Annotated in this window: 21 protein-coding genes and 1 pseudogene; 6 read left to right on the forward strand and 16 right to left on the reverse strand. The window is 62.7% G+C overall.

Going from position 1 to position 24,522, the window contains the following annotated elements; genetic code table 11:
* Positions 1–30 precede the first annotated feature (30 nt).
* The 5 genes from ACYPXD_RS01905 to ACYPXD_RS01925 form a co-directional block, all read right to left on the reverse strand.
* On the reverse strand, positions 31–807 hold the full coding sequence (locus ACYPXD_RS01905) for an SDR family oxidoreductase (RefSeq protein WP_459706813.1): 777 nt from the start codon (positions 805–807) through the stop codon (positions 31–33).
* 29 nt (positions 808–836) lie between these two features.
* The gene (locus ACYPXD_RS01910; RefSeq protein WP_459706815.1) at positions 837–1,817 is read right to left on the reverse strand and encodes a sugar-binding transcriptional regulator; all 981 of its coding nucleotides are present in this window, start codon (positions 1,815–1,817) and stop codon (positions 837–839) included.
* A gap of 64 nt (positions 1,818–1,881) precedes the next feature.
* A complete protein-coding gene (locus ACYPXD_RS01915; RefSeq protein WP_459706817.1) occupies positions 1,882–2,781 on the reverse strand; it encodes a carbohydrate ABC transporter permease in 900 nt (299 codons plus the stop codon).
* Positions 2,778–3,725: a carbohydrate ABC transporter permease gene (locus ACYPXD_RS01920; protein WP_459706821.1), complete on the reverse strand. Its 948-nt coding sequence runs from the start codon at positions 3,723–3,725 to the stop codon at positions 2,778–2,780. The genes ACYPXD_RS01915 and ACYPXD_RS01920 overlap by 4 nt, the downstream gene beginning before the upstream one ends.
* A gap of 23 nt (positions 3,726–3,748) precedes the next feature.
* The gene (locus ACYPXD_RS01925; protein WP_459706823.1) at positions 3,749–5,101 is read right to left on the reverse strand and encodes an ABC transporter substrate-binding protein; all 1,353 of its coding nucleotides are present in this window, start codon (positions 5,099–5,101) and stop codon (positions 3,749–3,751) included.
* Between the two features lie 292 nt (positions 5,102–5,393).
* On the opposite strand from ACYPXD_RS01925, the gene ACYPXD_RS01930 reads away from it, so the two are divergent.
* The gene (locus ACYPXD_RS01930; protein ID WP_459706826.1) at positions 5,394–6,518 is read left to right on the forward strand and encodes an ABC transporter ATP-binding protein; all 1,125 of its coding nucleotides are present in this window, start codon (positions 5,394–5,396) and stop codon (positions 6,516–6,518) included.
* 283 nt (positions 6,519–6,801) lie between these two features.
* Positions 6,802–7,590 (forward strand): alpha/beta fold hydrolase, encoded by a 789-nt coding sequence (locus ACYPXD_RS01935; RefSeq protein WP_459706828.1) that lies wholly within the window; start codon positions 6,802–6,804, stop codon positions 7,588–7,590.
* A 79-nt stretch (positions 7,591–7,669) separates the two neighbouring features.
* Here ACYPXD_RS01935 and ACYPXD_RS01940 read toward each other — a convergent pair whose 3' ends face one another.
* On the reverse strand, positions 7,670–8,641 hold the full coding sequence (locus ACYPXD_RS01940; RefSeq protein WP_459706830.1) for an AraC family transcriptional regulator: 972 nt from the start codon (positions 8,639–8,641) through the stop codon (positions 7,670–7,672).
* A 358-nt stretch (positions 8,642–8,999) separates the two neighbouring features.
* Between ACYPXD_RS01940 and ACYPXD_RS01945 the strand changes: the two genes are divergently transcribed.
* The gene (locus ACYPXD_RS01945; protein ID WP_459706832.1) at positions 9,000–10,031 is read left to right on the forward strand and encodes an AraC family transcriptional regulator; all 1,032 of its coding nucleotides are present in this window, start codon (positions 9,000–9,002) and stop codon (positions 10,029–10,031) included.
* A gap of 77 nt (positions 10,032–10,108) precedes the next feature.
* On the opposite strand, the gene ACYPXD_RS01950 is transcribed toward ACYPXD_RS01945, so the two are convergent.
* Both ACYPXD_RS01950 and ACYPXD_RS01955 read right to left on the reverse strand, forming a co-directional pair.
* The gene (locus ACYPXD_RS01950) at positions 10,109–10,393 is read right to left on the reverse strand and encodes a hypothetical protein (protein ID WP_459706835.1); all 285 of its coding nucleotides are present in this window, start codon (positions 10,391–10,393) and stop codon (positions 10,109–10,111) included.
* Positions 10,394–10,564: 171 nt separating this feature from the next.
* Positions 10,565–11,200 carry a LysR family transcriptional regulator gene (locus ACYPXD_RS01955; RefSeq protein ID WP_459706837.1) on the reverse strand — a complete coding sequence of 212 codons (636 nt, stop codon included), beginning with the start codon at positions 11,198–11,200 and terminating at the stop codon, positions 10,565–10,567.
* Between the two features lie 5 nt (positions 11,201–11,205).
* On the opposite strand from ACYPXD_RS01955, the pseudogene ACYPXD_RS01960 reads away from it, so the two are divergent.
* Positions 11,206–12,045: pseudogene (locus tag ACYPXD_RS01960) on the forward strand (SDR family NAD(P)-dependent oxidoreductase); the annotation flags it as partial.
* A gap of 220 nt (positions 12,046–12,265) precedes the next feature.
* Entirely contained in the window at positions 12,266–13,291 is a 1,026-nt protein-coding gene (locus ACYPXD_RS01965; RefSeq protein ID WP_459706840.1) for a GlxA family transcriptional regulator, read from the forward strand.
* 183 nt (positions 13,292–13,474) lie between these two features.
* Here the strand turns inward: ACYPXD_RS01965 and ACYPXD_RS01970 are convergent, their stop codons facing one another.
* The 7 genes from ACYPXD_RS01970 to ACYPXD_RS02000 all read right to left on the reverse strand — a co-directional run bounded on the left by ACYPXD_RS01970 (position 13,475) and on the right by ACYPXD_RS02000 (position 22,563).
* Positions 13,475–14,572, reverse strand: coding sequence for a GGDEF domain-containing response regulator (locus tag ACYPXD_RS01970; RefSeq protein WP_459706842.1), 1,098 nt, complete (start codon positions 14,570–14,572; stop codon positions 13,475–13,477).
* A 137-nt stretch (positions 14,573–14,709) separates the two neighbouring features.
* Entirely contained in the window at positions 14,710–15,723 is a 1,014-nt protein-coding gene (gene cheB / locus ACYPXD_RS01975) for a chemotaxis-specific protein-glutamate methyltransferase CheB (protein WP_459706844.1), read from the reverse strand.
* Positions 15,720–18,122 (reverse strand): hybrid sensor histidine kinase/response regulator, encoded by a 2,403-nt coding sequence (locus ACYPXD_RS01980; protein WP_459706846.1) that lies wholly within the window; start codon positions 18,120–18,122, stop codon positions 15,720–15,722. Before ACYPXD_RS01980 ends, cheB begins: the two co-directional genes overlap by 4 nt.
* The gene (locus tag ACYPXD_RS01985) at positions 18,119–18,883 is read right to left on the reverse strand and encodes a chemotaxis protein CheW (protein ID WP_459706849.1); all 765 of its coding nucleotides are present in this window, start codon (positions 18,881–18,883) and stop codon (positions 18,119–18,121) included. The genes ACYPXD_RS01980 and ACYPXD_RS01985 overlap by 4 nt, the downstream gene beginning before the upstream one ends.
* Entirely contained in the window at positions 18,876–20,291 is a 1,416-nt protein-coding gene (locus ACYPXD_RS01990) for a CheR family methyltransferase (protein ID WP_459706851.1), read from the reverse strand. The genes ACYPXD_RS01985 and ACYPXD_RS01990 overlap by 8 nt, the downstream gene beginning before the upstream one ends.
* On the reverse strand, positions 20,288–20,794 hold the full coding sequence (locus tag ACYPXD_RS01995) for a chemotaxis protein CheW (protein ID WP_459706854.1): 507 nt from the start codon (positions 20,792–20,794) through the stop codon (positions 20,288–20,290). Before ACYPXD_RS01995 ends, ACYPXD_RS01990 begins: the two co-directional genes overlap by 4 nt.
* A gap of 92 nt (positions 20,795–20,886) precedes the next feature.
* Complete coding sequence (locus tag ACYPXD_RS02000) at positions 20,887–22,563, reverse strand: methyl-accepting chemotaxis protein (protein WP_459706856.1); 1,677 nt, start codon at positions 22,561–22,563, stop codon at positions 20,887–20,889.
* 233 nt (positions 22,564–22,796) lie between these two features.
* On the opposite strand from ACYPXD_RS02000, the gene ACYPXD_RS02005 reads away from it, so the two are divergent.
* Positions 22,797–23,240: a hypothetical protein gene (locus ACYPXD_RS02005; protein WP_459706858.1), complete on the forward strand. Its 444-nt coding sequence runs from the start codon at positions 22,797–22,799 to the stop codon at positions 23,238–23,240.
* Here ACYPXD_RS02005 and ACYPXD_RS02010 read toward each other — a convergent pair.
* Positions 23,237–24,340, reverse strand: a complete 1,104-nt coding sequence (locus tag ACYPXD_RS02010; protein WP_459706860.1) for an LLM class flavin-dependent oxidoreductase — start codon at positions 24,338–24,340, stop codon at positions 23,237–23,239. The genes ACYPXD_RS02005 and ACYPXD_RS02010 overlap by 4 nt on opposite strands.
* Positions 24,341–24,522 lie beyond the last annotated feature (182 nt).

Below are 24,522 nucleotides of genomic sequence, written 5' to 3' on the forward strand. Positions count from 1 at the left end.
GTCGTTCCTTTGCAAATTAAGAAAACCGCTTCAAGCCGCCAGCAACCCGCCGTCGACGACAAGACTCACGCCATTCACCATGCTCGATTCGTCGGAGAGCAGATAAGCAATGGTGTTCGCCACCTCGAGCGGTTGCACAAAACGATGCAGCGGAATGCGCGCCAGCACCGGCGCCGATTTCACCGGATCGCTCCACGCTTTCTCGCCCATCGGGGTCATCGTGATGGTCGGATTGACCGCGTTCACGCGTATTCCATGCTCGCCGAGCTCGATCGCCATCACGCGTGTCAAACCGTCAAGACCCGACTTCGACGCGCAATACGCGGCATGCAACGGAAAGCCGATCTGCGCCGAGACGCTCGACACATTGACGATCGCGCCTTTCACGCCACGTTCGATCATGCTGCGCGCGCACTGCTGCGAAATAATCATCGCGGCGCGCAGGTTGACGGCGATCGTCTGGTCGAATGCTTCGACAGTCGTGTCAAGAAACGATTGCAACTCAACCGTGCCGGCGCAATTGACGAGCAGATCGACCGGTTGCGCGGCGCGCGCCGCGTCGAGTGCCGCGGTTGCGTCGGCGAGATCCGCGCATAGCGTTTCGCAACCGCTCTCTTCTTTTAGCGTCTTCAGATCGCTCGCCGCGCGGCTTAGCGCGATCACGCGCGCGCCGCGTTGCGTCATCAGCTGCGCGGTCGTGCGCCCGATGCCTTTGCCCGCGCCGGTGATCAGCACCGTCTTGCCCGCGAATTCGCGGCTGCGATCGACCCGACCGTGCTCGCTTCCGCTTCCACCGATATCGGACATGATCGTCGCCCCCGTCTCTTCAGTTCATCTCAAGGCTCATCGCACAAACGCCGTGCCGTATCCTCATCGGTCACGAGCACCGACGCATACCGGCCGCGCAATGCCGCGCGCGTCACATGAAACTTCTTCACGCCGCCCGACACGAGCACGACATGATCGATATTGCGCAGATCGTCGAGCGTGATCGCCACCGTGCGTCGATTGAGCGGATGGTCGATCAGCTCGCCGTTCGCGTCCATAAAGTGGCCGAGCAGATCGCCGACCGCACCGGCCTTGCGCAGCATGCGCAGTTCGTCGGGCTTGCTGATGCCATACGTTACGACGAGCGACTCGGTCAGATCGCCGCATGTCAGCAGCGCGAGATCCGCATGACGCGCGAGCTCATACGTACCGCGCACCGCTTCTTCCTGCAAGATCAGATCGCGCGCCTTCTGGCTGCCCACATAAATCGGCGCAGCGAACAGATAACCGTCCGCATGACACAGGTTCGCGAAATCGGACACGATATCGAAGGTATTGATGCTCGGGCAATGCGACAGCCCGCCTTGCAGCGACACCGCGTTCAATGCGCTATACGCGCGCTGCGGCATCGCCCGCAGCACCGCGCGGATCGTGCGGCCCCAGCCGATGCCGATCGTGCCGCCGTCTTCGATACGCGTGGCGAGATAGCCGGCCGCGCCGATGCCAAGCCCCGCCATATTCGCTTCGTCGTTTGCGCCGGTCGGCACGACCACGGCGCCTTCGAGCTCGAAACGCTCGACCAGCTGTTCTTCAAGCGCGATACACGGCGCAATCGGACTATTGATCGTGATCTGCACAAGGCCCGATTCGCGGCTTGCGGCCAGCAGCCGGTTCACGCGAACGCGGTTGCTGCCGATGCGTTGCGCGATTTCCTGCTGCGTCATATTGCCGATGTAGTAATGCCAGGCGACGCGCGCCTGTAACTCCTCTTCGGAATCGATCGCGCCGTCGGACTCGAGCATCATCACGGGCGGAGCTGATTTACTCATGGGGAATATCGCCTCGAATGAAAGTGACGGGGCCCTTATACCAGAACCGGATCGCTCCACCGCATCACTTCACCGCGCCCATCGTGAGACCTTGCACGAGCCGCCCCGAGACGAGCAGCGCGAACACAACCATCGGCAGCACGATCAGCGTGCCCGTCGCCATGATTTCGCCCCACGGCAGCTCGTAGCCGCTCATATAACTCGTTGCCGCAACCGGCGAGGTCACCGCGTCGGTGCGCGTCAGCACGAGTGCGTACAGCAGGTCGTTCCACGAAAAGATAAACGCGAAGATCGCCGACACCACGATGCCCGGCATCGCGAGCGGCAGATTGATGCGCCAGAAAATACGCAAAGGCGAGGCGCCGTCGAGGCGCGCCGCTTCATCGAGTTCAACGGGGATATTGCGAAACTGATCGGTGCAGATCCAGATCACGATCGGCAGGCAAAACGTGATGTAAAGCAGAATCAGCACGAGATGCGTATCGACCAGGTCGAGCTTGGTCGCAATCAGAAAAAACGGCACCGCGAGCACGACCGGGCTCACCATGCGGTTCGAGATAAACCAGAACCAGAGATCTTCCTTGCCGCGGAATTCATAGCGCGCCAGCGCATAGGCCGCCGGCGTGCCGAGCAGAATCGACGCGACCGTCGTGCTGCTCGCAACGATCAGCGAATTGATCAGGCTCGCGCCGACCTGATGTTCGAAAAGCGCATCCGTATAGTGCTTGAACGTCGGGTGAAACAACCATAGCGGCGGATACGCGAGTGCTTCGGCCTGGCTCTTGAGGCTCGTGCTCACCATCCAGTAGAACGGAAACACCGAAGACAGGAATACGACGACAAGACCGAGAAAATGCCATAGCGTCGCGTTGCGGCGTGCGGCTCTCGCACGGCGCGCACGCGGGGTGAGGGCCCCGGCGCGCGATGCCGCGCCGTTTGCGGGTTGCGTCGATGCGGCGTTCACGTAGCCTCCCGATATACGAAGCGGATATACAAACGCGACAGCACGATGGTCAGGATCAGCAGCAGAATCGCCTGCGCCGACGCCATGCCCTGATCGAACAGACGGAAGCCGACGCGCTGGATATATACGCTGATGAATTCGGTCGCGGTGCCTGGGCCGCCGCGTGTCATCGTAAAGACAGCGTCGAACATCTTCAGCATGTCGGCCGACCGCAGAATCAGAATCGCGGTAAGCCCCGGCAGCAGATACGGCCGCTGCAAGTGCCACAAGATCTTGCTCCACTTCGGCGTTTCGAGCCGCGCGGCCTCTTCCGCCTCTTTCGGCACCATCGCGAGACCGGCCAGCATGATCAGCGCGCAGAACGGCGTCCACTGCCAGATGTCCATGATCATCACGGAAACGAAAGCGAGCGTCGGATCGGCGAGCCAATCGAGAGGCTGAATGCCCAGGAAGCCGGCGAAGTAATTCGCCACGCCGAACTGCCGGTTGAAAATCAGGCGTCCGATCAAACCGACCACCGCATACGTGGTCGCCATCGGAATCACCAGACTCACGCGTGCAATCGCACGCATCCACGGCAATTCCACCCGATGCAGCATCAGCGCGGCAAACAGGCCCAACGCAACTTCGATGGGCAGCGTCAGGCACAGGAACAGCACCGTGCGCCCGAGCGCGCCCCAGAACGACGGATCGGTGAGCGTCGCGATGTAGTTGTCGAACCAGATAAACGGCGTGCCCGAGCCGAGATTCGCGAGCTGGTACTGATGAAACGAGTTGTACAGCGCCAGCAGCGTCGGATAGATGCCGATCGCCGCCAGCGTGAAGATCGCCGGAATCAGGAACCAGAACGCAGGCGAACCGGGCAAACGGAATCGCGCGCGCGGGGCGGCGCGCGGCACCGCACGCGCCGCCCCTTGTTCCCGTCGAACTGCATCGTTCAACATCGGGCCTCCTTCTCCACTTTCCATTACTTCAGGAGCGGCTTCTTGCCGCTGTAGTACCCGGCCTTGTTGAGAATATCTTCGGTCTTCTGACCGATGGTCTGCGCGCCGTCCTTCACCGATACCTGGCCCAGCATCATTTTCGTGCCCCACTCGCCGATCACCTCGGAAATGGCCGGCCACTCGGGGAAACGCGGCCGGTAGTCAGGCACGCCGCCCTGCCACGATTCGACCATCGGTTTCACGAACGGATACTTGTCCTGAATCGCCTTGTCCTGATAGAGCGACGTGCGCGCCGGCACACCGCCCGCTTCGAGATACGGCTTCGCCATGTCCTCGGACGTGATCCACTGGATAAACAGCCATGCCGCCGCCTGCTTCTTCGCGTTGGACTTCGCATTGACCGCAAGCGAGAAGCCGCCGAGTGCCGGCTTCAGACCCGCCGGCCCGCGCGGTTCGGTCGTGATCGCAAGACAGTTGCCGATCTTCGATTTGCTCGGGTCCGTCAGCGTCGGATAGAACGCCGACCATTCGGTGATCATCGCAACCTGCCCTTGTGCAAGCGCGTTCACGGCTTCCGCGTGATCGAAGTCGACGATACCCGGCGGCATGTACTTCATGAGCTTCTGCCGATATTCGAGGCCCGCCTGCGATTGCGGCGACATCAGGTTCGATTTGAATTTCGCGTCGAGCAGCGAGCCGCCGTTCGGCCACAGCACACGCATGAAACTGTCCGCCGATTGCGTTTCGCCGCGCCGCGACTGCAGTGCGAACGCGAACTGGTTTTTGCTCGCGTTCGTGAGCTTCGGCGCGTAGGTGTTGAGCAGGCCGTCCCACGTCTTCGGCGGCTCGCTGAAACCCGCATCCTTCAGCATGCACTTGTTGTAGAACATGAGGCCCGAGTAGTTATCGAATGGCAGGCCATAGGTCACTTTGTCCCACGTGCCGAACGAATCGAGCAGAATCGGGAAAAAGCCCGGCAGGTTCAGCTTCGGATCCGCCAGCTTCGGGTTATCCGTGAAGGTCTTGATCGGCACGAGCCATTTGTTGCTCGCGAATTCGCCGATCCACACCACGTCGACGAGCACGATATCCATATCGCCGCCGCCGACGAAATTGAGCACCTCCTTCTCGCGCGTGCTCTCGTACGGAATCACCTCCCACTTCACGTTGATGCCCGTCTCCTTCTCGAACTGGGGGATCAGCTTTTCTGCGGCCTTATAGCCTGGCCGGTCCAGAAAGATCGCCTTGATCGTCGTGCCCGAGTAGGGCTGCGCGGCCTCCTTCAAGGTCCATGCCTGCGCGTTGGCGGCCGCGAAAAGCGACGCCGTTGCGATGGTCAGCGCAATGGCGGTGGGCTGCAAGAAGCGTTTTTTCATCGTTTGTCTCCTGTCGACCGGAGTGGGCGCTTTAGCGCTTACTCCGGTCCCATGCAACGTAGTTGCGAAGTTTTTTTTCACGTGTACTGCCAGGTCGAATCACTCGCGAACCATGCGACCTCCTCGGCTTTGTATCACTTGTAATTTGTGTTTTACAAATGTATATTTTGGCCGACACCTGTTGTCAAGAAGAAAATCGCAGGCACGGCATGTTGCAACGCAGTGCGACAGCGCTTACGGCAACCGGCTTCGACGAATACATCACAGGCATCGCGTACGTAGGAGACAACGTATGAGCGCCGTTCATCTGCAGCAGATCCGCAAGACGTTCTCAGGCACCGAGGTGTTGAAGGGCGTCGACATCGAAGTCAACGAACACGAATTCCTCGTTTTCGTCGGACCCTCAGGCTGCGGAAAGTCCACGCTGCTGCGCAGCATCGCGGGCCTCGAACGCATCGACTCAGGCCAGGTCGTGATCGAAGGCGAAGACGTCACCGAGCTCGAGCCGTCGGCACGCGGCGTCGCGATGGTGTTCCAGTCGTACGCGCTGTACCCGCATATGTCGGTGTACGAAAATATCGCGTTCGGGCTGCGCATGATCAAGCTGCCCGAAGCCGAGATCAGGCAGCGCGTGCAGCGCGCCGCGGAAATCCTCCAGATCAACCAGTTGCTCGAGCGGCGCCCGCGCGCGCTCTCGGGCGGCCAGCGCCAGCGCGTCGCGATCGGCCGCTCGATCGTGCGCGAACCAAAGGTGTTCCTGTTCGACGAACCGCTGTCCAATCTCGATGCCGCATTGCGCGTGCAGATGCGGCTCGAACTGATCAAGCTGCACAAGCAGCTGAACGCGACGATGATCTACGTCACGCACGATCAGACCGAAGCGATGACCATGGCCGATCGCATCGTCGTGCTCAATCATGGCAAGGTCGAGCAGATCGGCTCGCCGCTCGAGCTCTATCGCAATCCGCACAACGCGTTTGTCGCGGGCTTTATCGGCTCGCCGAAAATGAATTTCCTCGAGGTGCGCGTTGCGCGCGCCGACGCGGCAGGCGTCACGATCGAGCTGCCCGGCGGTGCGCCCCTCACGGTGCCGTTCGTCGGCGATGGCATCGAGGCGGGCGGGAAACTGACGATGGGGATACGCCCCGAACATTTCGTCGAGGCTGCGGGCGGCGACATCGATAGCGGGCTGAGCGGCGAGGTGATGGTGATCGAACATCTGGGCAGCGAGACGCTGCTGCATATTCGCCTCGCCGACGACCGCGTGATTCAGGTCAAAGGTTCGGGCGAATCCGCGGCGGTCGAAGGACAGCGCATCAATGCGGGCTTCAGCATCCGGCACGTGCATCTGTTTCGCGAGGACGGCCGCGCGCTCGAGCGTATGCGCCCGATTGCGGAAGCAATCGGCGCGAACTGAATCGCTCGCCGGGTCGCCGCGGGACCAGCGACAGGACCGCCGTCCGGGTACGCCTCCCTCCCGCGCCCGCGCGCTGCGCCATGACCGGCAACGCGCTGGCGGTGTGTCCGTTGCGCTCGACGCGTTGTTCCGGATCGGTGAACGGTTCATCCATCTGCGCACGATCGATCAAGCAATCGAGACGTTGCGCCATGTCGGCTTCTGGCACTTTCCTTAGAGTGGGCAGCGAAATCAACTGACGGCATTGGAATCGATGCCTCTCCGACCCAAGGAAGCCACGCAAATGAATCGCCTCCTCGCCGCTCTTATCGCTCCCGTTTTCGCTTTTAGCGCCAATGCGATGTCCGCGGAAAAGCCACCCATCGTCCTGGTGCACGGCGCGTTTGAAAATGCGCAGGTATGGGGCTACGTCACCGCCAAGCTTCAGGCCGATGGCTACCAGGTCGTCGCCGTGGACCTGCCCGGCCGTCCGGGCGCGCCCGCGGCCCCGGACAAGGTCAGCCTCGACCTTTACCGCGATACCGTGGTCAACGCGCTGGACGGGTTGCATCGTCCGGCTGTCGTGGTCGGTCACAGCTTCGCCGGCATTGTCATCTCTTCCGTGGCCGAGAAGGTGCCGCAAAAAATCAAAACGCTTGTCTTCGTTGCGGCCTACCTGCCGCACGACGGCGACTCGCTCGTCTCGATGGCGCAGCACGACGCGGACGCAAAGATCGGCCCGTATCTGAAAATCGACAAGGAAAAGGGCATTGCATCGGTCGAATATTCGGCACGCGCCGACCTGTTTGCGAATGGCGCTCCCGAGAGCTTGCGCAAGGCGATTCCGGATGAGGTCATCGATGAACCTCTCGGCCCGCTGGCCACCCCTGTACATCTGACTGCCGCCCGATTCGGCAGGGTTGACAAGGTTTATGTCCATACCGCATTCGATCAGGTCATCAGCCCGTCATTCCAGGCCACGATGGTCGCCGCCACGCCAGTGCGCAGCGAATATACGTTGCAGACGGGGCACACGCCGTTTCTGACCGATCCGGACGGCCTGGCCAATGTGATCGAATCCGCCTCGAAGTAGAATCGAACTTCACGAATCGCACGCGAGGCCGCCACGTCGCCTCGCTCTTTCGTTTTTGGCGCGCGCGGATCTCATCTCGTCACAGTATGTCTGAACTTCGTGTGCGAAAGATTCCGCTCTGCGTCATTCGATGGGCGTCGCTTGGCGGATAGCCGAACTGTGCCTTGAAGGCACGGCTAAAGGCAGCTTCCGAACCGTAGCCTGCGCCGTAGGCTACATCGGTTACTTTAAGCGTTCCCATTCGCAGGAGATCGGCCGCGACCGTCAACCGCCAGCGTGTCAGATATCGCAACGGCGGTACGCCGACGACTGCGGTAAAGCGGTCCGAAAACATCGAACGCGACATCGTCGCAATGTCCGCGAGCGACTGCACCGTCCATGCGCGGTCGGGCGCCTCGTGCATCGCGTTCAACGCCCGTCCAACGCGTTCATCGGTCAATCCCGACAACCAGCCCACCCGGTTGCCTTGCCGGCTGACCCACATGCGCAGTGTGCGGATAACCAGAAGGTCGATAAGCCGCGAGATCATCAACGATGCGCCAGGGCTCGCAATACGTGACTCGACCTCCAGGAAGTGGGAGATCGCAGCGAGCCAGGGCGGTTCCATCGATTTGTCGCAAGTCAAATGAATCAGCCCCGGAAGCCCGGTGAGCAAGGATCGCAATGGCGCTCCATCAAAGTAAAACGCCCCGGCAAGAAAGGATCCGGCGACACCGTCCTCCGTTGCCCATCTGAAAATCCGAAGTTGGCTTCGCGAGTCGACCGATATATCGGCATCGAAGCATCGCGGTGCTTCAACAGCCGGGTTGCCCCGGATCATATGTCCGTCTGCATGCGGCAACAGGACAAAGTCGCCCTCCCGCATTAGCACGGGTTCGCCGTCGCGTTGCGAAACGGACAGTTCTCCCGTGCGCAAATGCACGAACGTGGCAGGCCCCGACGGGAAAGTCACCTCGGCCCGAACACCCAACTCGCCCTGGAACACATGGTCGCCACGCAGGCGGATAAGCTTGAGCACCTGAGACAAGACATCGGGGTCTTCAGACGGCATGAGCGGCACCTCTCGTGATTTGAATCCCGACGAGCGTTCCCGAACGCATCAGACATTCTAACGGATCAGATTACGGGCAAAACCCATAGTCTACGCAGCACCGTTGCGACGCGGCGGCCGACCGGGTCTGGCGCCCAAGCCGTACGATGGATCATGTGAACCGGACGCCGCGATATGGTCGGTCGTATCTTCCTTCTCTATAGTCGATACTCAACCTGCATCGACTATCCGCGAGGAAAGTCCGCTTCCGGAACCTTCGTTTGAATCCCATGTTTGAGCATTTCACGAAACACCTGGCGATCTGCTTCGCCGCCGCACCCACGCCGTCCAAAGCCGTCACCCAGCGTCGTCTGTCGATATGCAAAAGCAACCACGCTTGTCATTAGGGCATGGTGATGCGCTGTCGCAGTTGCTGCAGCTGATTCGGCCTCGTGGAGATACCGTCTTTCACGGTGCGTTGAAAACGCTTACGGAGTTAGCCTTTCCGTCCGGTCCCGCCGGCTTTATTCATTTACTGGACGGTGAAGCCCTGGTTTATCAATACCATGGCGAATCGGTATTGTTGCGACCAGGCGATTTCGCGCTTCTGCTCGATACCGACGGATATACGCTGCGAGATCGAGAGACCGCTGATGCTGACGAATACTTCGACCTGGAGGATTCATACGCCATTTGCCAGGGAGAGCGGGCGATCAGATGGACTAAGGACGACGGCAGCGCCGCCTGCTTTCTCGCCGGCACTTTCCACTTCGACGGCCGCCCGCTGCGACAGTTACTGCCGGGACTTCCGGCCCTGATCCACCTGAAATGCGAGAGCGGCAAAATGCTGCCCTGGCTGGCAAGCCTATTGCAATTCCTGAACGAGGAATCGACTCGCATCGGCCCGGGGTCATCGCTTACGATTCCCCGCCTGATCGAGCTGCTTGTCATACGCACATTAGGCACGTGGATCTGCAGTCAAGGCGACCGGTCAGGATGGCTTGGCGAAATCAGCGACGAACGCATCGGACGGACCTTGAACGCAATGCACATGGATGCCGGCCGGGCGTGGACAGTGGAATCGCTTGCGGAAATTGCAGCGATGTCCCGATCGGTCTTCTCACGGCGTTTTACCGCAATAATAGGCATCCCGCCACTGCGCTACCTGACCGAGTGGCGTTTGAATGTTGCAGCCGAGTCGCTACGCAGCGGAACCTCAAAGGTTATCGAAGTCGCACACAATGCGGGCTACAGCTCGGAAGCAGCCTTTAGTCGCGCATTCAAGGCGCAGTTCGGATTTCCGCCTCGCGAGACTCGCCGCATCGCGCAGGCCGCGACCTTCAGGGCGACAAGTCCCGTTACGCGATCACATCCGGCAAAGGTCAAGACGCTCGACAATGGTGACAAATAGCCGGCGTTGACCGGCTTGGCGCCGGCACAGATACTTTATCGGGAATGCGCTCGGCGTCTCTGAGACACAACACCCGCTTATAGTTTTTCCGGCTCGAGCGCGATGCGCTCGCCGCCATAAGGCGTTGCAGTGGACGGCTCGACCGCGCGGAGAATGCGCCACTTGCCCAGTTCGAACGCAACGCGTATCTGCTGCTCGCTTGTGTCGTTTGCGCCGAGACGTGCGCACACGGCGTCATGGGGCAACGCATACGCGCGATAGCCCCAGCCAAAACCATAAACAGAAAACCAGACCGCGGCGTTCCGGGAAAGAAGCGGCGCGGTCATATGAAGCGGCGACTCGTTCATGGTGCTCATCCACATAAGAAGATCGTGAAGCGGCAGGCTGCGTGCCCTGCCTCATTATAAGGACGGCCTGCGCTCGCGCAGCGATACGTTCATCGAAAAACAGCCCTCGTCCATAGCATGCACCGGCCAGCTGGACGAAAGATTCATTACAACATCCGTCAGCAATCTGCCTCGGTCGTTTAATGATCAGATGATCAAATTGCAACGGCCGCAGACATCCTGGCGACAACACGGTCCCCTTCCAATCATTTCTTTTTGCTTTCCGTCTTCCTTTTTCGGCTCGTCGAGCTTGGTTGGCAATCCGTATTGCCTGAGATATGCGGGCGTGGCGCAGGTCACATGGTCGAGCGTCGCCACGTGGCGCGCGACCAGTTCGCTGTCGAGCAAGTGCCCATAACGCAGCACGCAATCGACGCCCTCCTGAACGATATCGACCCACCGGTCGCTTTCGCTCGTGACGATTTCGATCTGCGGATCTAGCGCGAAAAACTCGCGCAGCCCCGGCATCAGAAAGTGCCGCGCGAGCGTGCCCTGCACTTCGATGCGCAACGTGCCCGTGGGTTGCGCGCCGCTAAACGCACCTTCGGCGTCCTCGATGTCGCCGAGTATCGCAAGGCAACGCCGGTAATACGCTTCGCCGTCGAGCGTCGGACGCACGACCCGCGTGGTTCGCTGCAATAGCCGCACGCCGAGACGCTTCTCCATCTGGTGAATCACCTTCGTGACCGTCGAGCGCGGCACGTCCATGTCGTCGGCCGCCAGCGTGAAGCTGCGGCGCTCGACGATGCGCGTATAGAGACGCATCGCATCCAGTCGGTCCACGTTAAGCACTCGCCCAAGCGGGTCACACGGTCTATGCATCGATGCGCAACACCACGCGCTGCAACGCGCCGGTCGTCGCGCAGATGACGGAATTCGCAAAAGCGCACAACGCCAATCTCCGCACGGTCGAACTCGACGTGCAATCGCAGCCGTCGATCGACGCCGCGGTCGAGCAGATCGTCGCTCAAGCAGGCCGCATCGACGTCTTGATGCATAACGCCGGACACATGGCGTTCGGTCCCGCCGAAGCATTCACGCCTGAACAGTACGGACAACTTTACGACGTGAATGTACTTAGCACGCAACGCGTGAACCGCGCCGTGTTGCCGCATATGCGCAGCCACGGCAAAGGTCTGCTTGTGTGGGTATCGAGCAGCAGCACGGCCGGCGGAACGCCGCCTTATCTCGCGCCGTACTGTGCGGCGAAGGCCGCGATGGATGCGATCGCCGCGCAGTACGCGCGCGAGTGGTCGCGCTGGGGCATCGAGACCTCGATCGTCGTTCCCGGTGCGTTTACGAGCGGCACCCATCACTTTGCCCATACGGCGCGGCCCGCTGACGAGGCGCGCTCGGCCGAGTACGAGGCAGGGCCTTACGCACGCTTCGGCGAGCAGATCCAGCAGGCTTTTAGTGCGATCGTGCCGCCCGATGCGGATGCAGGCCTCGTGGCCGATGCAATCGTGAGCGTCGTAAATACGCCATTCGGCAAACGGCCATTCCGTGTGTATATCGACCCAACCGAAGACGGCGCAGAAGTTGGGTTCACCGTCATCGATCGCGTGCGCGCCGAGAGGCTGCATCAAGTCGGCATGTCAGCCCTGCTTAAGCCGAAAATCGCCCGATAAATGTCCGAATTTTATGTGGCGCTTAGCAGCGGTTCGTGCGATACGTGCCGCTGCTTTAACGCTCATTCGTGTAGTTCGAGCTTGTTGAACGATGCAAAGTGCAATGGTCGATAACACGCTTGTCAAAATTAGCCTATAGTCCAAACTGATTTTGAAATCAGATCCTGGATGTCGCACTTTTGGCGTATGTCCGCACGTCCCTCACTCGCTACTTCGACAGATGCGCAGCATTGCACTTCTCATTTTTCCGGGCGTACAGGCGCTCGACGTATTCGGTCCGACCGATGTCTTTTCGGAAGCGAACGTTTTCCTTCCGCCAGAATCGCACTACCAGATCAAGCTGATCTCCACCGAACGCGATGCGCTGCCGTGTTCGAGCGGCTTGCGCATTCACGCGGACGTGCATTTCAGCGAAGCCGACCGGCATCATGATCTGCTGCTTGTCGCGGGCGGCCCGAGTATCGTGCGCACACCGCTCGAAGACGACGTGCATGCGTGGCTCAAGGAAGCGAGCCGCCATGCGCAACGTTTCGGCGCGATCTGCAACGGCACGTTGACGCTGGCGCGCGCGGGGCTGCTCGACGGCCGCAGCGTAACGACGCACTGGAGCAGCGCGGCGATGCTGTCCTCGCTTTGTCCGACTGCACATGTCGAGGCCGACCGCATCTTTATGCAGGACCGCGAGCTTTATACGTCGGCGGGCGTCACCGCAGGCATCGATCTCTCGTTGTACCTGCTCGCCCAGGATCACGGACCCGAGATCGCATTGCGCGTGGCAAAACGCATGGTCGTGTTCTTGCAGCGTGCCGGCGGCCAGTCGCAATTCAGCCCGTATCTCACGCCGTATGCGGAAGATTCTTCGCCGATTGCACAAGTGCAGCAGTACGTACTCGCGCATCTCGCGGACGACCTCAGCATTTCGGTGCTCGCGTCGGTCGCAAAAATGAGCATGCGCCACTTCTCGCGCGTATTCGCACGCGAGGCACGCGCGACGCCCGCCGAGTTTGTCGAGAGCGCACGCATCGATGCGGCGCGTGTGATGCTGGAAAACAGCGGCGCGCCATTGAAAACAATCGCGTACCGCTGCGGGCTGCGCGATGCGCACCATCTGCGCGCGGTATTCAAGCGGCGGCTTGGCATCACACCGCAGCAATACCGTCTGCATTTCGGCACGCCGGAACCCGGCGCGCGGCCGCCGCGCGTCAGTACCGAGTCGAGTTTGACCGAGGTGGCCGGGATGGGCTGAAGTGCTGGAAAGCAGCCAGGCCTTGGCGGCTGCTTTAGCGTTTCTTTAGCGCTTTGCTAGCCGCTTTATTAGCTGCCCGGTTATCTTTAAGCGCCAATTTTTATACTGTGGTTACGCGTTCGCGAGAAAAGGACAGGACTGTCGATAAAGAGGACGACTCAAATGGTTGGGTCGAATCGTTTTTTATACGCGCGGGCCCTGTTCGCCGCCGTCATGCATCACGACGCAGTTGCGCCCTTTACGCTTTGCTTCGTATAACGCACGGTCGGCCGATTCGATCAACGACGTCATCGGCGCCCCTGGCGCGGGCACCGTAGCCGCTCCGCCGATGCTGACCGTCACATGCTGCGCGGCCGACGAGTTGCGATGCGGCAAGGCGAGCGCTTCGACTTCGAGGCGAATCTTCTGCGCAAGCAGGTTGCCGCCGTCCGCCGCGGTGTTCGGCAAAACGACCAGAAACTCTTCGCCGCCATAGCGCGCCGCAATATCGCCTGCGCGCCCGAGACAGCTTTCGACCGTTGTCGCGATGCGTTTCAGCACTTCGTCGCCGGCCACGTGGCCATAGGTATCGTTGTACTGCTTGAAGTTGTCGACGTCGATCATCAGCATCGCGATTTCCACATGCTCGCGCGCGCTGCGCCGCCACTCCGCGCTCAGGTATTCGTCGAGATAGCGGCGGTTCGACAGCCCCGTCAAACCATCCGAATGCGTGAGGCGCCGCAGTTCGAGATTCGCTTCGAGCAACTGCTGTTGCGATTGCCTGAGCGCGCGATACGCTTCGTCGCGTTGCAGCAGGTTCACGAACGAGCGCGAGTGATAGCGCACGCGCGCCACGAGCTCGATGCGATCGGGCAGCTTCACCAGATAGTCGTTTGCGCCGGCGGCAAATGCGGCGCTCTTGATCACCGGCTCCTCTTTCGCGGACAGCACGATGATCGGCACGTCACGCGTGGCCGGCGTGCTGCGGTAAGCCTTCACAAGCGTAAGGCCGTCGACGCCCGGCATCACGAGGTCCTGCAGAATCACGGTCGGCCGCGTGTAGATCACGGCCTTCATCGCCTCTTCGGCTTTCGCGCAGTAGTGAAAGTCGATGCCCTCTTCGCCGGCGAGCGCCTGCCGCACCGCTTCCGCGACGATTGCCTGATCGTCGACCAGCAACACCATGGCGGGCACGTCCGCTGCGGGCGGCGTATCGAGCGCGGCGCGCGCCGCTTCGAGCGCGGCATCGGCTTCGTCGGCGACGGCTCGAGGATCGTGTGAGCCGTTGTGATTCATTCCCATATCTGTACCTGTCTAGCGAAATTTTCCGTGCTTGCTGTTGTTGCGGTTGCGGTTGCGGTTGCGGTTGCGGTTGCGGTTGCGGTTGCGGTTGCGGTTGCGGTTGCGGTTGCGGTTGCGGTTGCGGTGCGGCCCGGCGGCTAACGTTTAATCAGTGCGGCGAGTTCACCGGCAATGCGCTCGAGCGCGAGGATGCGCCGCGCCGCGCCGAGCGCGGCCGCCGCTTTCGGCATGCCGTAAACGGCGCTCGTCGCTTCGTCCTGCGCGAACGTCTCATAGCCTTTGGCGCGCATGGCCTTGAGCCCCAATGCACCATCGCGCCCCATACCGGTCAGCAACACGCCCGCCGCTTCGCCATCCCAATGGTCGACGACGCTCTGAAAAAATACGTCGACCGAGGGACGATACGGTGTCTCGACCGGTTCGCGCGTATAGCGCAGCGAACCGCCACGCGTCAGCAGCAGATGATCGTTGGTCGCCGCCAGCAGCGCTTCGCCGGCGCGTGGCCGGATGCCGTCGCGCGCGATACGCACCGGCAGCGGCGACTGTCCGTCGAGCCACTCGGCCATCCCTTGCGCAAACGCCTTGTCGACGTGCTGAACGATCACGATTGGCGCGCCGAAGTCCGCAGGCAGGCTACCCAGCACGGCCGCAAGCGCGGTCGGGCCGCCCGCCGACGCGCCAATCGCGACAAGCCACGGCGCGCGCGCGCCGCGCGCCATGCCTGTATCGGGCGGCGCCGAGGGCATCGGACGGTTCGCGAGCTGGTAACCGATCTGATCGAGTTTCTCGAGCAAAGCCTGGGCGACTTCGGCTCCATCATTGCCGCCCGCGAGCGTCGGCGTATCGACCGCGTCGAGCGCGCCCGCGCCCATCGCCTCATAGACGCGCGACGCATTCGCGCCGACGCTGCTCGTGACGACGAGAATCGCGCACGGCGCGCGCGCCATGATGCGGCGCGTCGCTTCGACGCCGTCGAGCTTCGGCATGATCAGATCCATCAGCACGACGTCCGGCGGCTGTGCCATGCAAAAATCCACAGCCTGCGCGCCGTCCTCCGCCACCCACAGCACGCGATGGTCGGCGCGGCGCGCAAGTGCGCGGCGCAATGCTTCGACAGCCAGCGGCAGGTCGTTTGCAATGCCGATGTTCATGGCGTCGCCTCGCCGATCAGATCGCGCACCGCATCGAGCAGCGCCTCGTCGTGAAAGCTGCCTTTCGCGAGATAGTAGTCGGCGCCGGCGTCGAGCCCGCGGCGCCGGTCCTCGTCGCGATCCTTGTATGACACGATCATCACCGGCGTCGACTTCAGTTGCGGGTCGCGGCGAATCATCGTGACGAGCTCGATGCCGTCCATGCGCGGCATGTCGATATCGGTTACGACGAGGTCGAAGCTCGCGCCTCTTAGCGCATTCCAGCCGTCCATGCCGTCCACCGCGACGGTCACCGCGTAGCCGCGTTTTTCGAGCAGCTTGCGCTCGAGCTCGCGCACCGTCAGCGAATCTTCGACGATCAGCACGTGCTTGCGTTGCACGGCGACCGTGCCCGACGACGCGCGCACGCGTGCCAGCTGCCCTTCGCGCACGAGCTTGTCGACCGAGCGCAGCAGGTCTTCGACATCGACGATCAACACCGCCTCGCCGTTATCCATCAGTGCGGCCGCTGCGATGTCCTTGATCTTGCCGAGCCTCGCATCGAGCGGCTGGACCACGAGCATCCGTTCGCCAAGGAAACGCTCGACCGCTACGCCGTACGTGCCGCGCTCGTCCCCGAGCACGACCACCGCGACTTCCGCGGCCGCCTCCGCTGCTTCGAGCCCGAGCAACTGATGCGCGGAAACGAGTCCGACGCGCCGGCCTTCGAACAAGAAATGCTGCTGGCCCTCGAGCATGTCGATGTCGTTGCGCGCGAGCGCAAGCGTGCGATGCACCGCGCCGAGCGGAAACGCGTACGCCTCGCCGCCGACTTCGACGAGCAGGCTGCGAATCACCGATAGCGTGAGCGGCAACTGCAGCACGAAGCGCATGCCGCTGCCCGGCTCGTTGACGATGCGCACGGTACCGCGCACCGCCTTCACCATATCGTGCACCGCATCGAGACCGACGCCGCGTCCCGACACATCGGTCACCTGCGCGCGCATCGAGAAACCAGGCAGCAGCAGGAATTCCAGCAGTTCCTGTTCGGAAAGGCGCGCGACCGTCGCTTCGTCGGCAAGATGGCGGCGCACGATCGCGGCGCGCAAGCCGGCCAGATCGATGCCGCGGCCGTCGTCGCTGACGCTGATCAGCAGCTTGCCGGCGCTGTGGCGCGCTTCGAGCGTCAGCGTCGCTTCGGCCGGCTTGCCGCGCGCGACGCGCTCGTCCGGTGTTTCGATGCCGTGATCGAGCGCGTTGCGTAACAGATGGCCGAGCGGCGCGTCGAGCATGTCGAGGATGTCGCGATCGACCTGCGTGCCTTCGCCCGCAATCGAGAATCGCACCTGTTTGCCGAGCGATCGGGCAAGGTCGCGCACGATGCGCGGATACACATGCGTCTCGTCGCCGAATGCTCGCATCCGGCATTGCAGCGCCTCGTCGTACAGTTGTTGCGCGAGGTTCGTGCTGCGGCGATCGTAGCGGTCGAGTTCGTCGATCTGGATCGCAAGTTGCTGCTGGATCGCGCCGAATGCGTCGCGCACGCTGTCGAGCGCGGCGCCGGCGCGCGCGTCGAGCTGGCCGTCGAACGCTTGCGCCAGCGATTCGTAGACCGTATCGAGCGCGCGTGCGGCTTCGCGTTGCGTGCGCTTCACGCGCAGCATCGATTCGGCAAACGGCTTGAGCCGGCGCGATTCGACGAGCGATTCGCCGCAAAGACTCAATAGCCGGTCGAGATTGTCGGCGCGCACGCGCAGGATGCGCTCGGGATCGCGTTGCGTGTTGAGGCCTGGGCGCGCGGGCGGCGACGTAGATGACGACGTGGGTGGCAACGTGGGTGAAGTGGCGAGCGCAGGCGCTTGCGTCCCTGTCCGACCCGACTCTGGAAGGTCCGTGGACGCGTTCGGCTGTTGCAGCATTGCAATGGCGGCGTTCAGCAACGCGTCGGCTGATTCCGTTTGCGCCGTGGGGGGCCCATCGCCGCTCGCACGCGCGGCTGCATCATACGCGCCCGCCGATAGCGGAGCGCCCACGAAAGCCGATAAATGCGCGACACACGCGTCGATCTCCGCACGGCTCGCGCGCGCCGACGGTCGATCGTCGGCCACACGCAGCAACAGGTCGACGCCACGCAGCAGTGCGTCGATATGCGCGGCGGTCAGTGAGAGCGTGCCGTGCTGTGCGGCGACAAAACACTCCTCCATCGCGTTCGCAAGTTCGACGCCATCCTGCAAACCGATGATACGCGCGGCGCCCTTGAGCGAATGCGCCGCGCGCATGCACGCTTCGAGCGCCGCCGCGTCGGCCGACGCGCGCTCGAGCGTGAGCAGGCCATCGGACAGCACGCGCGTCTGCGTCTGCGCCTCTTCGCTGAAAAGCGCGAGCAGCGACTGGCGGTTCATATCGTCGTCGGTGCTCATTGAAGGCTCTGTGTCAGTGAGGCAAAGACGCGCGCGGCATCGAGCACGCCGACCGTTTTGCCCTGCCAGGCGAGCACGCCAGCTGCATGCGCGGCGCTCGAGCGCGTCAGCGTGTCGGGCACGGGCTTCAGTGCGCCGGCTGCGTAACGGACAACGCCGTGCACTTCGTCGACGGGAAACACGATGGGATCGCCGTCGTGCGCGACGACGAGCATGCGTGCGTAACCGGCGCTGCGCAACGCGTGCGCGCCCGATGCCGCGCCCGCAGCCGCGTTCGAAGCCGGCTTCGCGGCGGCGCTGCGATCGAGACGCAGCAATTCGCCGAGCGACACGGCCACCGTCAATGCGCCGCGCACGTTGACAAGGCCGAGCACGACGCGGTTGCGTCGATGCGGCAGCGAATGGATCGGCCGCAGGTCTTCGATCCGCCTTAATGCGTCCGTAGGCAGCGCGAGCCATTCGTCTGCGACGCGAAAAAACACGGCCGAATGTGTTTCGGATGACTGAGCGGCTTCGCCCGGTGCATCGCCCGGCTGCGCGGGCGATGCTGCACGTTGCGCATCGACAGCGCCATCGCCCATCGCATCGGCAACCGGCCGGTCGAGCAAGCGTGCCGCCGCGCGCTCGAACACCGGGCAATTGAGGCAGCGTGTCCATTCCGCAAGCGCCGGACACGACTGATCGCCGCGCGTGCCGATGCGATTCCAGCAGTCGTCGACGCTCGTTTCGATCGCCGGAAGATCGTCGATGCGTTCAGTCATGGAAGCCTCGCGTCCGGTGCGGGCGGTTCACGTGAGTCGCCTTCCGTTCCTGCCCGTCGCGATGCGGCTGCGCCGCACGTTCCGCGCGGCGCGTCAGCCGCTCGGCGCCGGCCTTGTCGCCCGTCATTTCGAGCAGCGCGGCAAGATGCGTGAGCGCCTCGTAGTGGTTGGGCTCCAGATAGAGCGTCTTGCGGTAATAGTCACCCGCATCGTCGCCACGGCCGCGTGCGTCCATGATCAGCCCGAGCAGATGGAACACCGAAGCATCGGGTCCGTGAATATTGACGCACTGGTTCGCCACGCGCTCGGCCTGCTCGAGCCGACCCTCGTCGGCAAGACGCGACGCGTCGGCGAGCAAGGCTTCGCGCGTCGTGCACGCATCCGCCAAAGCAGCGGTATGCGTCGCGTCGCTCTTCGATGCAACCGCGCGCGAAGCATGCGCCGCAAACGGCTGCCGCACAGGCGGCACCGGCCGGACCGGCGGTATGGGCGGAATCGGCGCGATCGGTGTGACCCGCGCCACCGCTGTCGCCGATGCGATCGGCGCGTGCCTCGGCGGTTTTGCGTCGTCGGCGGGCGCGCGCTTGAACGCAAACGCCAGTGGAATCCGCGCGGGATTGAACGCGTGCCGCATCATGAGGCCTGTCTCGGCCGGGCCGACGAACAGCATGCCGTCCCGCGCGAGCCGTGCATCGAGCAGCCGAATCGCGCGATCCTGCGCATCGCGGTCGAAATAGATCAGCACGTTGCGGCACAGGATAAAGTCGAAAGGCGCGTCGGCCGGATGCGGCGCGTCGAACAGATTGGCCTGGACAAAGCGGACGGTATTGCGCACGTGTTCGCTCAATACATAGCGGACGTCGCCGGAAACCGCGCCCGAGCCGCCAACCGTGAAATGCCGCTCGCGAAACTCGAGTGCCCGCCCGCGAAACGAATTACGTCCATAAAAGCCGCGGCGCGCGATGTCCAGCGCGCGCTCGCTGATATCGACCGCGTCGATCGAAAATCGCTCGGGGCCGATGCCCGCATCGAACAGCGCCATCGCGATCGAATACGGCTCCTCGCCGCTCGAACATGGCGCGCTCAGCAAGCGCAACACATGCGATGGATCACGCACGAGCCGCTCGTTCGCGAGTTGTGCGAGTGCGACAAACGCCTCGCGGTCGCGGAAAAACCATGTCTCGGGCACCACGATCCGTTCGACGAGGGCCTGCCGTTCGTCGCGCGATGCGTTGAGCAGTTGCCAGTACAGGTCGAGATCGCCCTGCGGCGCGGCTGCCTGCGTGGTGTGCACGCGCTCCCACACCGCGCGCTCGAACGTGTGCGCGCCGAGCGTGGGCGCGCTGATGCCGGTCTCGCGCAGGAGCCAGCTTTCGAAGCGTGCGTCGATGCGAGGTTCCGCGTTCATGACGTCGATGCCTGTGCGTCCGCGTGCGATGCGAGCATGCCCTGCAATTCCTGCTGAAACAGCAGGGCCTTCACGTCGTCGGTCAGCATATGGCGGACCTGCACCCACTGCACGAAGCCCTGCGCGTCGTTGGCGACGGGGCCGAGCCAACGCGCGTGCGGCGTCGCGACACCGGTATCGGCGAATTGCTCGCGCGCGATGCGGCGCGTCTGTGTCGCGCCTTCGACGATCAAACCGAGCAGATGCGCTGTTTCCGGTGCCTCGCCCGCCCGATACTCGACCACCACCAGCCGCGTCGACAGCAAGCGGCGCGCATCGCGGCCGAGCGCAAGACGCGGCACATCGATCACCGGCAACGGCTCGCCATGCCGTTCGGCGACGCCGGCCACCCAGGTGGGCGCGCCGGGAATCGGCCGCGTTGGCTGCAGCGCGAGCACCTCGACGATCTGCGCGGCGTCGAGCGCGTAGCGCTCACCATCGAGGTTGAACAGAAGGAAGAGCATCGCCGTCAAACCGGTTGCGTGCGTTGATATGCGGTTGTGAAACGATTATTGGCAGTTATAGCCGGTTACGGTCGGCTACCGTCGGGCGCGCATCACGCTTCGATCTTGAAGCGCGACACACCCGTGCGCAACTGGTTCGCAACCAGCGTCAGATCGTCGATCGCCTGCGACGATTGCCGCAGCGATTCGGCGGTCTGCTGCGCGGCCTCCGACAGTTGCGACAGCGCCTGCGTAATCTGCTCCGCGCCGTTCGCCTGCGTATGCATCCCTTCGTTGACCGCCTGGAAGCGCGGCGCGAGCGCCTGCACTTCCACGATGATCTGCGACAGCTGGCCGCCGACCTGCTGCACATCGTGCATGCCGCGCCGCACTTCCTCGGAAAACTTCTCCATGCCCATCACACCCGCGGACACGGCCGACTGGATTTCCTTCACCGTCTGCTCGATGTCGTAGGTCGCCACCGCCGTCTGGTCGGCAAGGCGCCGGATTTCGGTGGCCACGACGCCAAACCCGCGGCCGTATTCGCCGGCCTTTTCCGCTTCGATCGCCGCATTCAGCGAGAGCAGATTCGTCTGGTCCGCGACCTTCGTGATCGTCGCGACCACCTGATTGATATTGACCGCCTTTTCGTTGAGCACGGCGAGCTTCGCGTTGACCGAGCCGGCTGCCTCCATCACGCTGCGCATCGTCTCTTCCATGCGCGACAGGCCGTTCTGGCTCGTGCCCGCGAGTGTCGCCGACTGTTCCGCGACGCGCGAAACCTCGTTCATGGTGTGCAGCAGGTCACGGGAAGTCGCGACGATTTCGCGCGACGTTGCGCCAATTTCGGTGGTGGTCGCCGCCGTTTCCGCCGCGGTGGCCTGTTGTTCCTTCGATGTCGCCGCGATCTCCGCCACCGAAGTCGTGACCTGCAGCGACGACTTTTGCGCCTGCGCGACGAGGCTGGTCAATTCTTCGGCCATCCGGTTGAAGCCGTTTTCGAGCGTGCCGAACTCGTCGCGCCGGCGCAGCGCGAGCCGCTGTGCGAGGTTGCCGGTGCGCATCACATCGAGCACGTCGACCACTCGCGCCATCGGCACGGTGACCGCGCGATACAGCGCAAAGCCGGTGCCGAGCGCGACGAGCAGCACGATGCCGAGCGCGACCGCGAGCGTGATTTCGGTTTCCTGCGCGGACTGGCGGATCAGATGCGCCCAATCGTCGGCCTGCGACTTGTCTTCGTCGACCATCGCGTTGGCCGCTCGCGTCACCTTGTCCCACGCGGGGCTCATCGCGAGCAATGCACGCTGCGCGTCGGGCCGCGAGCCTTGCGCGATACGCAATACTTCGTTGAACTGCGGCAGCGCGTCGGCATAGGCAGTGCGGAATTCGTCGAAACGCGCGACGTCGTCGGCGCCGTCGATCGTTTGCGGATATTGCGCGACGAGCTTGTCGATTTTCTTCAGCGTCTCGCTGGCCTTGTCGAGGTCGCTGCGCGACGCGCCTTCATCGCCGTCGACAAATAACGCACGCTGCAGCGTCGTCACGCCTTCGCTCGTTGCGGCGCGTATCGACGTCGACAGAAAAATGCCGAGCACCGACTGGCGTTCAAGCTTGTCGGCCTCTTCGTTGATCGCGCGCAGCCGCGTGTAGGAAATAATCGCGGTGATCAGCATCAGCAGAAAAATCGCCCCAAAACTGAGCACGATGCGATTGCCGAGCGAAGACCTGGTCAGCGACGCCGTGCCGCTCAGTGAAGCATTGCCGCTGCGTGAAGTCGCGATACTCATGGTCCCGTCTGTCTGGAAAGTTATCGATGCGTCGAGCCGCCCCGGCGCGCGCCCGCGCGGCCGATACGACGCGCAACAGTACCAGTAATGACGCAATATTGTCAGCAAACGTTTCGAGTGCTGTTGCGCCGCACGCAACGCTTGCCCGCACTGTGTTTACACCGCTATCGCGCCTTCTTTCGAAGTCGGAAAAGCAACGCTTTTCGATAGCAATACAGCAGTGGTTGATTTAAATGGGAATAAGGGTTTTCGATCATGACCGGTGGAAAATCAGAACCTGCCCAGCCGGTTATGCGCAGTCGATATCTCGCGGTAAAGATGGGAATGGGAGAAGCATTGCCGCATCGCAATTCGGTCGATTTTTTCGCTTTTTAGTTTTGGCCGTTATTGAGTTGTTGCAGGGGCGCAGCATGCCCGACGTCGCCCGCGCGTGCCGCCAGGTCATCGCGACGAACGGTTGCCTCGGGACTCCAATGCGGCATCAGAATCAACGAGTAATTTTTTCGCGACGGTTACGCGATATCCAGCAGGTTTTTAAAAATATGCCGACGCAAACGCAGGTATTTGCTGGCGCATTTTCCGGGTATTTAATCGGTTGGGCCGAACACCTCGCGTGTCAATCGAGCTACAGCGCGCACGAACAAACGGAAGGCCAACCGAACGGCAATGGCGTTTAACCGATAAGCGCCCGCTCCGGCTTTTCGCTTGCTTCGCGCGCGTTGCGATCGACCAGCGCCTTCGCGCGCGGCAGCACTTCTTCGGCAAACACGCGCATCGATGCCTCGAACGGCTGGAACTGCAGCATGAAGAGTTCGACGCCGGCGCGATGAAAGTCGGCGATCCGGCGCGCGACCGTATCGTAGCTGCCCACCAGCCCCGCCGCCGTGCCGCCGTTCGAGCCGACGCGCGGCGTGCGTGCAAAGGTATGGAACATCACCGCCTTCGGATCGATATTCGCTCTCTGCTTCTCCCGCTGCGGTGCGTCTTGCGCGGCCAGAGCGAACAGATGCTCGAGGTGCCGTTGCGCGGCTTCGTCGGTTTCAGCCGCGATCACAAACGCGGAGAGTCCGAAGCGCAACGGCGCCGCGCCGGATGGACGCGGGCGCGCGGCCACATCGGCGATAAGCCCGGCGACGTCGTCGAGCGGCTGTCCGTTGATAAACCACACGTCGCCGTGATCGGCGACGAGCGCGCGCGCCGGCTCCGACTCGCCGCCCACATAGATTCCGGGCCGCGCGCGAAACGGATCGGCGGGCCGCAAGACGTAATCGTCGACATGAAAGTGCCGCCCGTGAAAATGCGCGCGCTCGCCGCGCAACAACGCGTCGACCACGGTGATCCACTCGCGGCCGTATTCATAGCGCGCATCGTGCTCGGCAAAACCGATGCCGGCGCGCTCCAGTTCCGGACGGTTCCACGCATTGACGAGATTCAGCGCAAAGCGTCCGCCGCTGATGTGCTCGATCTGCTGCGCCATTTTCGCGAGCACCACCGGGTGATACAGATAAGGCTTGATTGCCGCGATGATCTCGATGCGTTGCGTGAGCGCCGCGAGCGCCGCCGATGCGGTCCATGCTTCGAGTTCGTCGAGGTTCTCGTCGTGCGGATTCATCGTGTGCTGAGCGACGAGCACCGAATCGTAGCCGAGCCGTTCCGCTTCGAGTACCAGCGCGCGGTTGCGCGCCCACGAGGCGTCGAAGGGTTCGTCGGGATCCTGCAAAGCGGCGCGGCTGCCATGCACGAGCGCCCAGATGCCGAAGCGGATGGGGGAGGACATCAGCGCAATCTCCTTCGCGGTATCGACGATGCGAACGGCGATGATGCCGCAGCTTGCGCGTGGAAACGCGTGCCGGCGATCTAATTTGTCGCGATATCGATCGATGCAATCGAGCTTTGGCGGGCGGCGATGCGTCGCTATAGTCCGTAGCTCTTCGCTTCGGGACTCGCTTCGGGACTTTA

It is taken from the genome of Paraburkholderia sp. 2C, from assembly GCF_054589215.1.

Coding starts and splice junctions, on each gene's coding strand:
- ACYPXD_RS01905 (WP_459706813.1), bottom strand. CDS start 807: ATGTCCGATATCGGTGGAAGCGGAAGCGAGCACGGTCGGGTCGATCGC.
- ACYPXD_RS01910 (WP_459706815.1), bottom strand. CDS start 1,817: ATGAGTAAATCAGCTCCGCCCGTGATGATGCTCGAGTCCGACGGCGCG.
- ACYPXD_RS01920 (WP_459706821.1), bottom strand. CDS start 3,725: ATGTTGAACGATGCAGTTCGACGGGAACAAGGGGCGGCGCGTGCGGTG.
- ACYPXD_RS01925 (WP_459706823.1), bottom strand. CDS start 5,101: ATGAAAAAACGCTTCTTGCAGCCCACCGCCATTGCGCTGACCATCGCA.
- ACYPXD_RS01930 (WP_459706826.1), top strand. CDS start 5,394: ATGAGCGCCGTTCATCTGCAGCAGATCCGCAAGACGTTCTCAGGCACC.
- ACYPXD_RS01935 (WP_459706828.1), top strand. CDS start 6,802: ATGAATCGCCTCCTCGCCGCTCTTATCGCTCCCGTTTTCGCTTTTAGC.
- ACYPXD_RS01940 (WP_459706830.1), bottom strand. CDS start 8,641: ATGCCGTCTGAAGACCCCGATGTCTTGTCTCAGGTGCTCAAGCTTATC.
- ACYPXD_RS01945 (WP_459706832.1), top strand. CDS start 9,000: ATGCAAAAGCAACCACGCTTGTCATTAGGGCATGGTGATGCGCTGTCG.
- ACYPXD_RS01950 (WP_459706835.1), bottom strand. CDS start 10,393: ATGTGGATGAGCACCATGAACGAGTCGCCGCTTCATATGACCGCGCCG.
- ACYPXD_RS01965 (WP_459706840.1), top strand. CDS start 12,266: ATGCGCAGCATTGCACTTCTCATTTTTCCGGGCGTACAGGCGCTCGAC.
- ACYPXD_RS01970 (WP_459706842.1), bottom strand. CDS start 14,572: ATGGGAATGAATCACAACGGCTCACACGATCCTCGAGCCGTCGCCGAC.
- cheB (WP_459706844.1), bottom strand. CDS start 15,723: ATGAACATCGGCATTGCAAACGACCTGCCGCTGGCTGTCGAAGCATTG.
- ACYPXD_RS01980 (WP_459706846.1), bottom strand. CDS start 18,122: ATGAGCACCGACGACGATATGAACCGCCAGTCGCTGCTCGCGCTTTTC.
- ACYPXD_RS01985 (WP_459706849.1), bottom strand. CDS start 18,883: ATGACTGAACGCATCGACGATCTTCCGGCGATCGAAACGAGCGTCGAC.
- ACYPXD_RS01990 (WP_459706851.1), bottom strand. CDS start 20,291: ATGAACGCGGAACCTCGCATCGACGCACGCTTCGAAAGCTGGCTCCTG.
- ACYPXD_RS01995 (WP_459706854.1), bottom strand. CDS start 20,794: ATGCTCTTCCTTCTGTTCAACCTCGATGGTGAGCGCTACGCGCTCGAC.
- ACYPXD_RS02000 (WP_459706856.1), bottom strand. CDS start 22,563: ATGAGTATCGCGACTTCACGCAGCGGCAATGCTTCACTGAGCGGCACG.
- ACYPXD_RS02005 (WP_459706858.1), top strand. CDS start 22,797: ATGGGAATAAGGGTTTTCGATCATGACCGGTGGAAAATCAGAACCTGC.
- ACYPXD_RS02010 (WP_459706860.1), bottom strand. CDS start 24,340: ATGTCCTCCCCCATCCGCTTCGGCATCTGGGCGCTCGTGCATGGCAGC.